Here is a 15,583-nt window from a genome sequence, read left to right on the forward strand (position 1 = left end):
CCGGCACGGGGAGGGGGACCATGCGAAGCATGGTGGAGGGGCACAGAAGGCATACGCCGCGCTAGACTGCACGTACCCCTCCACCACCCTCCGGGTGGTCCCCCTCCCCCGTTGGGGGAGGATCAGCTTCCAAACAGAAAACCCGCCGCAACCCCGGCTTCCCGGGACCACGGCGGGCCTCCTGCGACCACCCTAGGGCGGATCAGAATTTCGCGCGCACGCCGAAATAAAATTGCCGGCCATTGTCGTAAATCGCGCGCGGGCGTGCCGGGGTGCCCGAATATTGCTCGATCGGCTCGTTGGTCAGGTTCACCGCGTCGGCGGTCAGCGCGATCTGGTCGGTCAGGTTGAAGCTCACCGACGCGTCGAGCGACGACAGCGCGGCCTGGTTCAGCGGCGCCGCCCGGTCGATGTCGATGAAGAATTTCGACCGGTAATTATACGACAGCCGCGCGCTGACCAGATCGTTTTCGAAATAGCCCGTCAGGTTCAGCGAATGCTTCGAATTGCCCGGGATCGGGTCGCCGTTGCTCGCCTTGGCGTCCGAATAAGTGTAATTCGCCGCCACGCCGAAGCCGCCCCAGATCGGGCGCGACGCCTGGATTTCGAAGCCCTGGTTGCGCCCGCCCGCGCCGTTGCTGCGCCGGTTGATCTGATAGGGGCAGTTGAACAGGTTCGGATTGCCGCCGCCCGCCGCGACGCAGCCCGCGGGCTGCGACCCCGGCACGAACACGCCGGGCAATATCTCGACCGAGGTCGTGTTGACGATATACGACTGGATATCCTTGTAGAAGAGCGCGAGCGCGACGATCGTCTCGCGATCGGGATACCATTCGAGCGACAGGTCGTACTGATTGGCGCGATAGGGATCGAGGTTCGGGTCGCCGCCGCGCCCGGTCAGCAGCGTGCCGTTGAGGTCGATCCCCGGCGTGATGTCGACGAAGTCCGGCCGCGTCACCGTCTTGCCCGCGCCGAAGCGCAACACAACCTGCTCCGACAGGTCGACCGAAACGTTCGCGCTCGGCAGCACGTCGGTGTAGGAGCGCTTCGCGGTCGACGGGGTGAAGCCGCCGAACGGGTTGGTGAACTGCGGATTGGCGCCGCCGATGATGAAGCCGTCCGATCTTTGGTCGGTGCGCACCACGCGCACCCCGACATTGCCGCGCCAGCCCTCGCCGCCCAATTTGGCGAGCGCATAGCCGCCATAGGCCTTTTCGTTGATCGCATAGCTGTTGCCGGGGACCAGGAAGCGGTCGGTGCCCGGCGCGGTCTGCGCGGCATAGATGGCGCGCAGCTTCGCGGGGTCGACGCGCCAATAATCGGTGAGCGTCCCCGGCGCGGCGATGCCGTCAAGGAAATCGCCCGGCATGCCGCCGCCCGTCGCGAAATCGGCCGAGGTGCACGGCGCGCCATTGCAGCGCAGCCCGGGGGTGAAGACCCCGCCGTTTGTCGCGAAGCGGTCGGCGACGCGGTCATGGTCGGTATATTTGACCCCGACCTTGAGCGCGGTCAGCGGCCCCCATTCGACTTCCTTTTCCAGGTCGAGGTAGAAATATTTCTCCTCATCGTCGTTGGTCACCGACTGGATGCGCGCGAAATCGGGTCGGATGCCCAGCGGATTGAGCGGATCGGGGCGGGTGAACTGGACCTCGGGCCGCCCGCTGCGCAAATCGTAGCTGAACGCGCCGGGGCCCGCGAACTCGATGAAATTCTCGTTGCTCGTGTCGCCATTGGCCTTGGTCCAGCCCGCCTTGAAATGCACCGACAGCGCGTCGGCGGGGCGCCAGGTCAGGTCGAAATCGGCCGAGACCGTCTTGGCGACCGCCTTTCGGTCGATCGCGTCGTACACCGTGCCGAAGCCCGCGGTGCCGCCGTTGAGCGAGGCGATATTGCCCGCGACCGCGACCCCGTCCTCGACAACCGCGCCGGTGATCGTGCCGCCGCCGGCCAGCGCCTGCTCGCCCCAGGCGATGTAATTCTGGTTGAAGTTATCGGCGTTGAACCGCGAATAGAGCCCGGTGATGTTGATTTCGAGCTCGTCCGAGGGACGGAACTGGATGCCGATATTCGCGCCGTAGCGCTCGCGCTCCTGCTCGAACATCGTCGAGCCGATCAAGGTCGGCACCAGCGCATTCTGCCCGCCGCCGACGGCAAAGGAGCGATAGCCGAACAGCTCGATGCCGTCGCGGCGCGTGCGGCGCTTCTGATAGATCGCACCGACCAGCACGCCGAAGGTCTCGTCTTCGTTCTTCCAGCTCACCAGCCCCGACACCTGCGGGTCCAGCTTGTCCGACAGGTCCGAATAGGCCGCCTGCACCGATGCCGACACCGTGAAGGGATCGAGGTCGAGTGGGTTGCGCGTGATGACGTTGATCGTGCCGCCAACGCCGCCTTCCTCAACATCGGCCTGCGGGCTCTTGTAGACCTCGAGCCGGCCGACGATCTCGGCGGGCAAAGTGAGGTAGTTGAAGCTGCGCGTCGAGGCGACCTGGTCGAGGATGAACCAGTCGGCGGTCGCCACGCTGTGGCCGTTGAGCAGGGTCTTGGTCAGATTCGGCGCGGTGCCGCGCAGCGACACGCGCTCGCCCTCGCCGAATTCGCGGTTGACGACGACGCCGGGGACGCGCTGCAGCGCCTCGGCGACATTCTTGTCGGGGAACTTGCCGATATCCTCGGCGCTGACCACGTCGGCGATCACCGACAGCTCGCGCTTGGCGTCGATCGACTGACTCAGCGACCCGCGATAGCCGGTGACGACGATTTCCTCGCCTTCGGCCGGCGCAGCCTCCTGCGCAAAGGCGGGGGCGGTGCAGGCGATGCTCGCGAGCACGCTCGCGGTCGCCAGAAATTTGTTGGACATGGCCACAGTCATTCTCCCTCTTTTGGTTTTATTGATGGTTTTGATTGGTATCATGCTAAAAGTACCAATTCTATCGATTCACCGCAAGCGGAGAGTTTGGGCGGGGCATTTCGCCGCATTTTTCTATCGCTTCGGCGGCGTTTTGACCCATTTTGGTATTGGAATGGTAATTAGCTGGCTAAGCATGTTTCGGTCGGGAGGCGCTGCCGCCGGCGGGACTCACTCCGCCTTCATCACGAATGCCGGCCCCAGGTCGATCGTTCGCGCCTGATCGCCCAAGGTCAGCGCGACATTCGCCGCGCCCGCGGCCTGATCGGCGGCGGCGATGCCCTTGATGTGCACGAGCTTCCATTCGGCCCCCACGTCGACACGCCCCGCGACGATCGGCGCATAGGGCGCGCTGTTCTGCTGAATCGCGGCGCCCAGCGTGCCGCCCTCGGCGCTGCGCACCCAGAAGGCGAGGATCAGCCTGTCGCCCTTGGCGATCGCCTTGTCGATCGGCACCGACGCACCGATGTCCCAGGCGTTCGCCGGCTTCGTAGGGATCGCGACGCGCATCGCGCTGCCGCCCTGCACCGCGCCGTCCTTGCGCGCCTTGTGCGTCTGGCCGGGGCCGTAGACATTCCATCCCGCGGTCGGCGTGTTGAGCATCGGCGGTGCGCTCGCCTCCTGCGCCGCCGCGGGCATGGCGGCGAGGGCGATCATCGTGGAAAACAGGGCAGCACGCAGCATCCTCATCGCCATTCTCCCCTTGGCAATCGCATGATCTTATGCGTACAAGTAGAATATCAATCTAATACCAATTGTCGAGGGGAAAGCTTATGCTGCGTGGCACTTTCGCCAACATCGGCCTTGTCATCGCGTTGGCCGCGGTTCCCGCTGAGGCGCAGGAGCGGGCAGGCGGCGGCTACGAACTCGTCTGGGCCGACGAATTCGACACCGACGGCCCGCCCGATCCCGCCAAATGGGTGTGGGACACCCACGCCAACAAGATCGGCTGGTACAACAACGAACTGCAATATTACGCCGCCGACCGCCCCGAAAACGCCCGCGTCGAGGGCGGCCGCCTGATCATCACCGCGCGAAAGGAGACGCTCGCCGACCGCCCCGACCATGGCGGGCAGGGCTATAGCTCGGCGCGGCTGATCACCAAGGGCAAGGCCGAATTCACCTACGGCCTGATCGAGGTCCGCGCCAAGCTGCCGTGCGGCAAGGGCAGCTGGCCCGCGATCTGGACCCTCGGCGCCACCGCGCCGTGGCCCGATGGCGGCGAGATCGACATCATGGAGCATGTCGGCGCGACTCCCGGCGACGTCTTCGGCACGATCCATAACCGCGCGACCGCCGGGACCTTCGGCAACGGCGGCAAGGCGCGCGTCGAGGACGCCTGCACCGCCTTCCATGACTACCAGCTGCTCTGGACTCCGCGCGAGCTGCGCATCGCGGTCGATGGCAAACCCTATCACCGCTACTCCAACGCCGGCACGGGCACCGAGCAATGGCCGTTCGACCGGCCGCATTATCTGCTGCTCAACCTAGCGGTTGGCGGCGAGATGGGCGGCGAAGTCGACGATGCGATCTTCCCGACGACCTTCGAGATCGAGCATGTCCGCGTCTACCGCCAGGCGGTGCGCGGCGCGGCGCCTGCCGCCACCCCCGAATGAACGTGGCGGCGCGGCCCTCAGTCCATTTCGGGCCGCGCCGCCACTTCCGCGACCTCTGGGAAGATGAGGCGGGAACCTAGATCAGGATATGCAGCACGTCGGTGCCCGGCCGCGCGACGCCGCGGCTCGCCGCCGCGAGCGCTGCTTCGTCGACCAGCGCCGGATCGGCGACCTCGGCGCGCGCGCGTCCGCCCAGCGCCTTGACGCTGCGCACATTGGTTTGCCCGCCCAGCGCCGCGACGATCGCCGCCGGCAGTTCGGCTTCGGCCGCTACCACCGGCGCCGCCACCGCGGCGACCGTAGCCCCGCCGCCCGCCAGCGCGCCGCGGATTTCCTCGGCGACCAGGTCGGCGACCGGCCCCAGCACCACCTGCGCGGCGTTGGCCGACGGCCGGATGATCCCGCGCGCGCCGAGCGCGGTCAGCGCCGTCTCGTCGATCTTTTCCTGGTCGGCGACGATCAGCCGCAGCCGCGTCGTGCACGCATCGACGCTCGACAGATTGCCCGGTCCGCCCAGCGCCGCGACGAAAGCCTCGCCGCGCGCGCTCCCCGCCGACGCAGTCGCGGCTTCGGCGACATCGCCCCTCTCGCGCCCCGGGGTCGCTAGGTTGAAACGGCGGATGCAGAAGCGGAACAATCCGTAATAGATGCCGGCATAAGCCGCCCCGATCGGCAGCAGCAGCCACGGCCTCGTCGCCAGGCTGAAATTGAGCACATAGTCGAACAGTCCCGCCGAAAAGCCGAAGCCCAGCTTGACGCCCAGCGCGTTCATTAGCGCCATCGACGCCCCCGTCAGCAGCGCGTGGATGCCGTAAAGCAGCGGCGCGACGAACATGAAGCTGAACTCGATCGGCTCGGTCACCCCGGTCAGGAAGCTGGTGAAGGCGAGGCTGAAGAGCATGCCGCCCACCGCCTTTTTCCGCTCGGGCCGCGCCTCGTGATACATGGCGAGGCACGCGGCGGGCAGGCCGAACATCATCACCGGGAAGAAGCCCGACATGAAGGCGCCGGCGTTGGGATCGCCGGCGAAGAAGCGCCGCAAATCGCCCGTCGCCCCCGCGAAATCGCCGACGACGAACCACGCCGCATTGTTGATGATATGGTGCAGCCCGGTGACGATCAGCAACCGGTTGAGCACGCCATAGACGAACAGGCCGGTGCCGCCGCTCTCGACCACCGTGCGGCTCGCCGCGTCGATCGCGCCGCTGATATGCGCGTAACCATAGCCGATCACCGCCGCGAGCAGCAGCCCCGCGACCCCGCTCGCGATCGGCACGAAGCGCCGCCCGCCGAAGAACGCGAGATATTCGGGCAGCGCGATCGTCGCGAACCGGTTGTAGAAATTGCCCCCGATCAGCCCCGACAGGATGCCGATCGGCACTTCGAGCTTGTCGATCTGCGTCAGCGCCCAGTTCTTTGCCGCCAACGCCGTCGCCGCCTCGGGCAGCCCCGCGCTGACGTCGGGCGGCGCGACAAGGAAGGTCTGCGCCCCCGTCGTGGTCACGAGGTAGCACACCACCCCCGCCAACGCCGCCGCGCCATTGCCGTCGCGCGCGAAGCCCACCGCGACCCCGATCGCGAAGAGGATGCCGAGATTTTCGAAGATCGCGCCGCCCGCCGCCGAAATGAAGGCGATGTCGAGCAGGTCTGGCTGGCCGATGCGCAGCAGCAGGCCCGCGATCGGCAGCACCGCGATCGGCAGCATCAGCGCGCGGCCCAGCGGCTGCAGCGTTTCGAGTATCTTCCTCACGCCGCCACTCCTTCGAATTGCCGCGCCAACGCGCGGACTTCCGCCGCCGATGTACAGGCCAGCGCGCGCGCCGCATGCGCGCGCGCCGCCTCGATCGTCACGCCGCGGACGATCGCCTTCGCCTCGGCGACGAAGCCCGGCACCGCCGAAATCTCGGTCACCCCCAGCCCGACCAGGATCGGCAGCGCGGCTGGGTCGGACGCCAGTCCGCCGCACACCCCGACCCACGTCCCGCGCGTCGCTGCGAGCCGGCACGTCTCGCCGATCATCCGCAGCACTGCGGGGTGCAGCGCGTCGACCCCGGCGGCGACCGCCGGATTGCCACGATCCATCGCGAGCACATATTGGGTGAGGTCGTTGGTGCCGATCGACAGGAAGTCCGCCTCGGCCGCGAGCAAGTCCGCAGTCACCGCCGCCGCGGGCGTCTCGACCATCGCGCCCACCTCGACCGCCTCGGCGATCCCCATTTCGCCGCGCAGCTGCTCGACCATGGCGCGCACCGCGACCAGTTCGGCGACGCTCGCGACCATCGGCACCATGATCCTGCACTGGCCCACGGGCTGCACCCGCAAGATCGCACGCAGCTGCGTCTCGAGCAGGTCGGGATGGGCGAGGCCGACGCGGATGCCACGCTGGCCCAGCGCCGGATTTTCCTCGGCCGCGAAGGGGATATAGGCCGCGGGCTTGTCGCCGCCGATGTCGAGCAGGCGGACGATCACCGGCTTGCCCGCGAATGCGTCGGCGATCCCCTGATAGGCCGCCAGCTGCTCCGCCTCCGACGGCGCGCTGTCGCGGCCGAGGAACAGGAATTCGCTGCGCACAAGTCCCGATCCCTCGGCGCCCTGCGCCGCGGCGAGCGCGGCGTCTTCGACGGTGCCGATATTGGCGAAGACCTCGATCCGCGTCCCGTCGGCGCTATGACAGGCGTCGGTCGACGCCGTGCGCGCCGCCGCGCGTCGGGCGTCGCGCGCCGCGATTCGTGCCGCAAAAGCCGCCGCCGCGCCGGCATCCGGATCGACCGTCACATGCCCCGCCTCGGCATCGAGCAGCAGCATCGCGCCATCCGCCACGCCGTCGAGCGCCTCGCCCATTGCCACCAGCGCCGGCAATCCCATGCCCGCGCACAATATCGCGACGTGCGACGTCGGCCCGCCGCGGACCAGCGCGACCCCCGCCAGACCGCTCGCCGCCAGCGTCACCAATTGCGAGGGCAGTAAATCGTCGGCGACCAGGATCGATCCCGCCGCGATCGCGGCGCTTTCGGCGGGCGCGCCGCTCAGCACCAGCAGCAATTGCCGCTCGATATCGACCAGGTCGTCGATCCGTTCGATCAGATGCCTATTGTCCGTCGCGCGCAGCGCGTCGATCTGGTCGTGCACCGCGCCGCGCCAGGCGAAGCCCGCGCTCGCGCCCTCGGCGATGCGCCGCTCGGCGCCTGTCAGCAGCTCGGGGTCGTCGAGCAAGGCCAGATGCGCTGCCATCACCGCCGCGACGCTGCCGCCCGCGCTTTCGGCGCGCGCCGCGATCCGGCCACGTACTTCGGCCCGTGCCGCGATCAGCGCGGCGCGCTCCTCGACCGCGCCCGTGCCCTCGCGTGCTACTGCGATCTCGGCGCGCTGCAATCGTGCCGCCGGCCCCATCGCCAACCCCGGCGCGGCGATCACCCCGCCGATCTGCCCCTCGGCCAGCGCCGCCGCCGGCGCCGCGACGGGGGCAGGGGCGACAGGCGCGCCTTCGTCCATATCGGTACCCAGCAGCGCCACGATTGCTGCCAGCGCCGCCTCGGCATCGTCGCCGCGCGCCTGCACCGTCACTTCGTCGCCGAAACGCGTCCCGAGCGCGAGCAGCGCGACGGTGCTCCGGGCATCGCCGCGCTTCTCGCCGAGCAGCAAATGGACGTCCGCCTCATAGCCACGCGCCGCCTCGCCGATCCGCGCCGCCGGGCGCGCATGGATGCCGTGCGGCAGCGACAGCGTCACCGCCTGCTCGACGAGCGTCCCGTCGTCCGACCGCCGCCGCGCATCGGCCGCGACCGGCGCGAGCACCATCAGCGCCTCGCACGCGCCGACCGCGCAATCGATCGTGCGCTTCACGATCGTGAAGGCCTCGGCGTTGGTGACGATCACCGGCGTGATCAGGCTCGGCGCGGCGAGGGCAATGGCGTCCATGTCGAAACGGATCAGCGGATCGCCGCGCGCCACCCGGTCGCCCGCCTTGACCAACGGCTCGAACCCCTTGCCCTTCAGCGTCACGGTGTCGAGCCCGATATGGATCAGCAGTTCGGCGCCCTCGGGGCTGCGCAGCGCGACCGCGTGGCCCGAATCGTGGAGCGTCGTCACCTCGCCGTCGCACGGCGCGACGACGGTGTCGCCCAGCGGCTCGATCGCGACGCCGTCGCCCATCATCCGCTGCGCAAACACCGGATCGGGAACCTGATCGAGCGCCGACGCCCAACCCCTGAGCGGCGAGGTGATGATCAGGCTCATCGGCTAATATCCTCTTATATTATTGAGCGGCCTGGACGAAAGGCGGTGCGTCCGCGACGGCACTGCCACCGATCCATGTCTCGCGCGGCGCGAGCGCGCTGTCGAGCCATACGAAATCGGCGCGGCACCCCGGTGCGATCGCGCCATGGCTCTCCGACAGCGCCAGGAAGGCCGCGGGTGTCGCGCTTGCCATCACGGCAGCCTTCTCGACCGGAAGACCGGTGACTTCGACCGTCTTGCGCAGCGCCGATGCCATGTCGAGATGCGTGCCCGCCAGCGTGCCGTCCTCGAAGATGCAGACGCCGTCCTTCACCGCGATGCGCTTGCCCTGCAGCGTGAACTCGCTGTCGTCGGTGCCGACGCTCGGCATCGCGTCGGTGACCAGCATGATGCGCTCCAGCCCCTTGGCCTTCACCGCCAGCCGCACGACCGCGGGGTGCAGGTGAACGTCGTCGACGATCAGCCCGCAATAACAGTCCGAATCGAACGCCGCGCCGACCGCGCCGGGACCCCGATGGTGCAGCGGCGACATCGCGTTGAACAAATGGGTGAAACCCGACAGCCCCGCGGCGATCGCGCGCTGCGCCTCGTCATAGGTCGCGTCGCTGTGCCCCGCGCTGACGATCACGCCATGCCGCACCAGCGTGGCGATATCCTCGGCGTCGCACAGCTCTGGCGCCAGCGTCAGCATCACCTTGCCGCGGCGCGGCGCGGTGAGCAGCGTCAGCATCGCATCGTCGAGCTTGCGGATACGGTGCGCCTCGTGGATGCCGCGCTTCACCTCGTTGATGAACGGCCCCTCGATATGGATGCCGACGACCCCGGGCACCCCCGCCTCGATCGCGGCATCGACCGCCGCCAGCGCCGACGCGATCTGCTCGGCGGTGTCGCTGATCAAGGTCGGGAGGAAGGCGGTGGTGCCGAAGCGCGCATGCGCCTCGCCGATCGCCGCGATCGATTCGACGTCGACATGGTCGTTGAACAGGATTCCGCCGCCGCCGTTGACCTGCGTATCGACGAAGCCGGGCAGCAGCCAGCCGCCCTCCAGATCGATCACGCGATCGGCGCCACCGGTTTCCTCGGTCTTCACGGCGGCGACGGCGCCATCGGCGATGGCGATGTCCGCCGCGCCGACGACGCCGCCCGGCAGTGCGACCCGGCCGTTGTGAAAGCGAAACATCATATCGTCTCGGTAACCTTGTTGAGGTGCGGGGGCGAGTCGGGGTTGCGGCCCCGCGCGATCGCCAGCCCGCTCGCCATGCGGTAAAAGCTCTGGATCAGCAGGATTGGCTCGATCGCCGGATGCGCGGCGAGCGCGGGCAGGTCGCCGCCTGCCGGGTCGGCGAGCAGCACTGTCGCGCCGCGTCCGCGAAACTCGGCCGCCGCCTCGCGCACACTCTCCGCCGCACGGTCGCTGCCGCCGAAGGCCAGGACGTGAAAGGCATCGCCGACGATCGCCATCGGCCCGTGGCGCACCTCGGCGGCGCTGAAGCTTTCGGCGTGGAGCGACGAGGTTTCCTTGAACTTCAGCGCCGCTTCCTGCGCGACGCCATAGCCATAGCCGCGCCCGAGCACGAACAGGTTCTGCGCCTCGGCAAAGGCGGGGATCGCTGCCGACCAGTCGAGCGCGAAGGCGTCGGCGAGCTGCCCGGGCAGGGCGGTCAGCGCTTCGCCCAGCGCCTCATCCTCGGCCCAGGCGGCGACGAGCGCCGCGATGGCGGCGAGCGAACTGATGTAGGATTTGGTCGCGGCGACCGACCGCTCGGGGCTCGCCTTCAGCGCGATCACCACGTCGGCGAGTGCGCACAGCGGCGCATCCTCGGCGTTGAGCAGCGTGACGACATAGGCGCCGGCTTTCTTCTGCGCCTCGACCGCCGCCAGCAGGTCGGGGCTCTTGCCCGACTGCGAGATCGCGAGACACAGCCGCTCGCCGGCCAGCGTCGGCGCGTCGTAGAGCGAGGCGACCGACAGCGCCGCCGACGCCGTCGGCGTGCCCGTCATCGTCTCGATCAGATATTTGGCATAGGTCGCCGCATGGTCCGACGATCCGCGCGCGCAGGTGACGACCGCGGCGGGCGGCGAGGCGCGCAGCCGCGCGCCGATAGCGGCGAAGGCCCCGGCATTGGCGGCCAGCATCGTCGCGACCGCGGCGGCGGCTTCGCCGGCCTCGGCCTCCATCAGCGTCTCGGGAACCTTCATTGCGCTATGCCGCGACATCTCTCGTTCGACTCCGTAATCGGACGGGCCTCTCGGTCGTGCCCTATTATTGGTACTATATAGGTTATATATGTCTCATCAAGAGGTATCTTCGCTCCGGGTCAGATTTTGACGAACCAGCGCTTGCGGCGCAGCCATTCCATCGCGGCCCAGATGAAGATCATGTAGAAAAGCACCGGGATCAGCGATGCGACCGGATCGCCCAGCGTGCCCCGCGTCGCGCGAAAGGGCGCGAGGAACAGGTCCCAGGTGACCATGCCCGCGGTGATTTGGTGCAGTGTGTAGGCCGCGATCGCATTGGCGCCGAACGCCAGCATTACGGTCGCGGCGATCCCCGGTTTGCGCCCCTCGCGGTCGAGCAGATGGTGGAGCGCCGCGAGCGCCAGTGCGGTGACGCCGCTGGTGATCAGCACGAAGCTGCTCGACCAGATATCCTTGACGATCGGAAAGGCGAGCGACCATAGCCCGCCGACCGCCAGCATCGCCGCGCCCGCCATCGCCAATTGCCTTGTCGCGGCGCCCTCGCGGCGGATCAAGAGCTCGCCGATCGCGACCCCGATCAGCCCCTGCGCGATCGCCGGCAACGTGCCCAATATCCCCTCGGGATCATAGCCCTCGGGGCCCTGTACATAGAGGTGCGTGCCGAGCAACAACCGGTCGACCGAAGCGACGAAATTATGCCCGCGCACCCAGATGTCGGTCGCGAGCCCGTCGAGCGAGGGTAGCAGCGCGAGCGGCCAATAGAGCGCGAGAATCGCCACGATCAGCCCGATTCGCAGCTTCGGCCCGGTGCCGAGGAACAGCAGCGCGCAGGCGGCATAGACCAGCCCGATTCGCTGCAAGACCCCGAACAATCGCCATTCGCCCGACGCAAAGCTCTGGAACCAGTAGAGGTTGCTCAGGAGGAAGCCGAGCAGCAGCAGCCGCCCCGCGCGCGCCACGATCCGCCCCGTCTGCGGGTCGCCGCCGGCGCGCAGCGAAAAGGGGATGGCGATCCCCACCATCGTCAGGAATCCGGGGAAAACCAGGTCGGCGAGCGTCAGCCCGTCCCATCTCACGTGCAGCAGGATCGGCGCGACATCGGCCTCGGCGCCATATTTCATGCCGGCTGCCGAATTGACGAGGATCATCCCCGCCACGGTCAGCCCGCGCAACACGTCGAGCGAAATCAGGCGCATCGCGCATCCTCCCCGGTTTGGCCGCACCCCCGCGGCGGTTTTCCGCGCACTGCCATATTTTTGCAATGGACAGCGCGTCGGATTTGTAGTCTATTGGTAATAGTCCAATGACGCAATTGGTCTTATAAAGATTGTAGGGAAGCAATCGCGACGGACCGAGTGGGGGATAATAATATGGTTGATGGGGCTGCAAGAACCGCCGGAAATCGCAGCAAATTGCTGCAGGGTATCTGCGTCGCCGCGCTCGCGGGCGCGATCACCTTGCCCGCCGCGGCGCAGGAAACACCCGCCGATTCGACCGACGAGAATGAGACCGACATCGTCGTCACCGGCATCCGCGCCAACCTCGAATCGGCCCAGAACCGCAAGCGCAACGCCGACACCGTCGTCGATTCGATCACGGCGGAAGACATCGGCTCCTTCCCCGACAAGTCGGTCGCCGAAGCGCTGCAGCGCGTCCCCGGCATCACGGTCAACCGCTTCGCGGGCACCGACGATACCGCGCACTTCTCGGCCGAGCCCTCGGGCGTCATCGTCCGCGGCCTCAGCCAGGTCCGTTCCGAATTCAACGGCCGCGACACCTTCAGCGCCAACTCGTCGCGCGGCCTGTCGTGGCAGGACATCTCGCCCGAACTGCTGGGCGGCATCGACACCTACAAGAACCAGACCGCCGACATGATCGAGGGCGGCATCGCGGGCACCGTGAACCTGCGCACCCGCGTGCCCTTCGACCAGGACGGCCGCCTGATCTCGATCTCGATCAAGAACACCTATGGCGACATCGCGAAGAAATCGACGCCCGAAATCTCGGGCATCGTCTCGGACCGCTGGGAGACCGGGATCGGCGAGATCGGCCTGATGCTCAACGGCGCCTATGCGCATTCGAAGACCGCGAGCCAGGGCATCCAGTTCGACCGCATGGCGATCTTCGACGGCGTCTTCGGCCCGGGCAAGCAATATATCCCCAGCGGCATCTACATGCGCGACAACGAATATGACCGCAAACGCTATGGCGTCGCCGCGGCGTTCCAGTGGCGCTCGCTCGACGGCGACATGGAGCTGACCGGCCAGTACAACCGGTCGCAGTACAACAACAGCTGGCGCGAATATGCCGTCTATTCCAGCGCGTTCAGCATCTATGGCCAGCCCAGCGACTATCTCGTCACCGACCCGACGCTGGTGAACCCGCTACAGGGCACCGCGCCCTTCGCCTTCGACGACGAGGGCAATTTCCTCTCGGGCTGGTGGTCGGCACCGCGTCCTTACGTGGGCGAAGGCAACGACAATCTCGGCCTCGGCGTGAACGAGGATGGCGAGGCCTTCTTCAACCGCTGCTATGCTTGGGAAGGCTGCACCAATTCGCAGCGCGCGCCGCAGGTCGATACCGCCGCCAACGCGCTCAAGAACAAGCAGATCACCCAGGATTTCGGGCTCAAGTTCCGCTGGGACGTCTCGGAGCAGGTGCGCGTCACGCTCGACGGGCAATATGTCGACGCCAGCGTCAACAACTACAACGCCTCGGTCACCGCGCGCAGCTTCGCGAACACCTATGTCGACCTGACCGGCAAATATCCGCGGCTCGAATTCCAGCCGACGACCGCCGACAATATCAACCTCGCGGGTGGCGGGCTGACCAATCCGAACAATTATTTCTATTATGCGGTCACCGACCACACCGAGGACAGCGACGGCAAGGAAGTCGCATTGCGCGCCGACGTCGAATATGACGTCGATTCGGGCTGGCTCGACGCGATCAAGGTCGGCGCGCGCTATTCGGACCGCGACCAGACGGTGCGCTGGGGCGCCTATAATTGGGCGAATATCTCGAACACCTGGACCTTCACCCAGGCGCCCTATTTCAACATCGACCGCCCCGTCTACGCGCCGGGCAGTAACGGCATCCACAGCTTCGGCGGCGATTTCTTCGCCGGCAACCAGATCGACCACCACGCCTTCGCCTTCTTCAACATGGACCTGCTCGCCAACCGCGAATCGCTCGCGGCGACGCTCGGCCGGCCCACGATCGGCGTCGGCGACTATTTCCCGGTCTGCTCGGGCGCGGGCTATCGCGGGGCCGAGACGATCGAAAAGGCCTATGGCTGCTATTTCCCGAGCGAGGTCCACCGCGTCAGCGAGCGTACTGTGTCGGCCTATGCGATGGCCAAGTTCGGCGGCGACGATCTGGCGATCGGCGGGGTGCCGATTTCGGGCAATGTCGGCGTCCGCCTGATCTGGACGCGCGACGACACCGAGGGGGCGACGACGCTGCCCGTGCCGTTCACCCCCACCGGGCTGATCTGCGAGCGCGGCACCGACCCCGGCACCGGCCTGCCGCTCGCCTCGTCGGGTTGCGTCGTGACGCAGAAGGAAATCGCCTTCGGCAACGGCGCCACGGTGGGCGACGTGACCAAGGTCAATCATTTCCACGCGCTGCCCAGCTTCAACATCAAATTCGACCTGACCGACAAGCTGGTGTCGCGCTTCGCCTATTCGCGCGCGATGTCGCGGCCCGACTTTGGCCTCCTGCGCAACTTCCTGACCGTGAACCGGCTCACGCCGAACCTCAACGACCGCTCGGACACGCGCGTCACGCGCAACGCGGCGGGCGAGGCGATCGCCTATGACTGGCAATATACCGGCCAATCGGGCAATCCGGGGCTGAAACCGATCACCGCCGACCAGTTCGACCTGACGATGGAATATTATTTCGGCCGGTCGAGCAGCTTCACCGCGACCGGCTTCTACAAGAAATTCTACGATTATATCCAGGCCGGGGTGTTCAACCTCGACGTCACCAACAATGGGGTGACCGAGGAAGTGCGCGTCAATCGGCCGGTCAACGGCGAAGGCGCGACCATCTATGGCGCCGAGTTCCAGTTCCAGACCTTCTTCGACTTCCTGCCGTCGCCGCTCGACGGCTTCGGGATCCAGGCCAACTACACCTATGTGAAGAACAACGGGATCGAGACGGTCAACCTGACCAACGAGACCGGCGCCGGCACCGCGGGCGGGGGGATCAGCTACGATACCTCGACCGTGCAGGCGAACGCGCTCGAGGGGGTGTCGAAGCACAGCTACAACCTCGTCGGCATGTACGAAAGGGGCCCCGTTTCGGCGCGCGTCGCCTATAACTGGCGCTCCAAATATCTCGTCACCGCGATCGACTGCTGCGTCGGTTTCCCGATCTGGCAGAAGAGCACGGGCTATCTCGACGCCTCCTTCCGCCTCCGCGCGACGAAGAATGTCGAGTTCGTGCTCGAGGCGACCAACCTGCTCGGCACCGACACCGTGCTGTTCCAGCAGGTCGACTCGACCGGGCCGCTCAAGCGCAACGCCTGGTTCAAGAACGACCGCCGCTACCAGATCGGCGCGCGCCTGACCTTCTAAAAAACGGGGGAACCGGCGCCACTCTTCGGGGTGGCGCCGGT

Annotated in this window: 9 protein-coding genes; 2 read left to right on the plus strand and 7 right to left on the minus strand. The window is 67.2% G+C overall.

Going from position 1 to position 15,583, the window contains the following annotated elements:
- Positions 1-202: 202 nt before the first annotated feature.
- Complete coding sequence (locus tag AC1RNQ_RS09945; RefSeq protein WP_493170916.1) at positions 203-2,860, minus strand: TonB-dependent receptor; 2,658 nt, start codon at positions 2,858-2,860, stop codon at positions 203-205.
- A gap of 219 nt (positions 2,861-3,079) precedes the next feature.
- Positions 3,080-3,598 carry a hypothetical protein gene (locus AC1RNQ_RS09950; RefSeq protein WP_493170918.1) on the minus strand — a complete coding sequence of 173 codons (519 nt, stop codon included), beginning with the start codon at positions 3,596-3,598 and terminating at the stop codon, positions 3,080-3,082.
- A gap of 83 nt (positions 3,599-3,681) precedes the next feature.
- Here AC1RNQ_RS09950 and AC1RNQ_RS09955 point away from each other — a divergent pair, with 83 nt between their 5' ends.
- The gene (locus tag AC1RNQ_RS09955) at positions 3,682-4,524 is read left to right on the plus strand and encodes a glycoside hydrolase family 16 protein (RefSeq protein WP_493170920.1); all 843 of its coding nucleotides are present in this window, start codon (positions 3,682-3,684) and stop codon (positions 4,522-4,524) included.
- 76 nt (positions 4,525-4,600) lie between these two features.
- Here the strand turns inward: AC1RNQ_RS09955 and nagE are convergent, their stop codons facing one another.
- From nagE to AC1RNQ_RS09980, 5 genes are all read right to left on the minus strand, one after another.
- The gene (gene nagE / locus AC1RNQ_RS09960; protein WP_493170922.1) at positions 4,601-6,274 is read right to left on the minus strand and encodes an N-acetylglucosamine-specific PTS transporter subunit IIBC; all 1,674 of its coding nucleotides are present in this window, start codon (positions 6,272-6,274) and stop codon (positions 4,601-4,603) included.
- A complete protein-coding gene (ptsP, locus tag AC1RNQ_RS09965) occupies positions 6,271-8,760 on the minus strand; it encodes a phosphoenolpyruvate--protein phosphotransferase (RefSeq protein ID WP_493170923.1) in 2,490 nt (829 codons plus the stop codon). Before ptsP ends, nagE begins: the two co-directional genes overlap by 4 nt.
- A 19-nt stretch (positions 8,761-8,779) precedes the next feature.
- A complete protein-coding gene (gene nagA, locus AC1RNQ_RS09970; protein ID WP_493170924.1) occupies positions 8,780-9,943 on the minus strand; it encodes an N-acetylglucosamine-6-phosphate deacetylase in 1,164 nt (387 codons plus the stop codon).
- Entirely contained in the window at positions 9,940-10,977 is a 1,038-nt protein-coding gene (locus AC1RNQ_RS09975) for an SIS domain-containing protein (protein WP_493170926.1), read from the minus strand. Before AC1RNQ_RS09975 ends, nagA begins: the two co-directional genes overlap by 4 nt.
- 101 nt (positions 10,978-11,078) lie before the next feature.
- The gene (locus AC1RNQ_RS09980; protein ID WP_493170928.1) at positions 11,079-12,155 is read right to left on the minus strand and encodes an acyltransferase family protein; all 1,077 of its coding nucleotides are present in this window, start codon (positions 12,153-12,155) and stop codon (positions 11,079-11,081) included.
- A gap of 216 nt (positions 12,156-12,371) precedes the next feature.
- Here AC1RNQ_RS09980 and AC1RNQ_RS09985 point away from each other — a divergent pair, with 216 nt between their 5' ends.
- Positions 12,372-15,542, plus strand: coding sequence for a TonB-dependent receptor (locus tag AC1RNQ_RS09985; RefSeq protein WP_493170930.1), 3,171 nt, complete (start codon positions 12,372-12,374; stop codon positions 15,540-15,542).
- The last annotated feature ends 41 nt before the right edge of the window (positions 15,543-15,583 follow it).

It is taken from the genome of Sphingopyxis sp. GW821-FHT12F08, assembly GCF_058806755.1.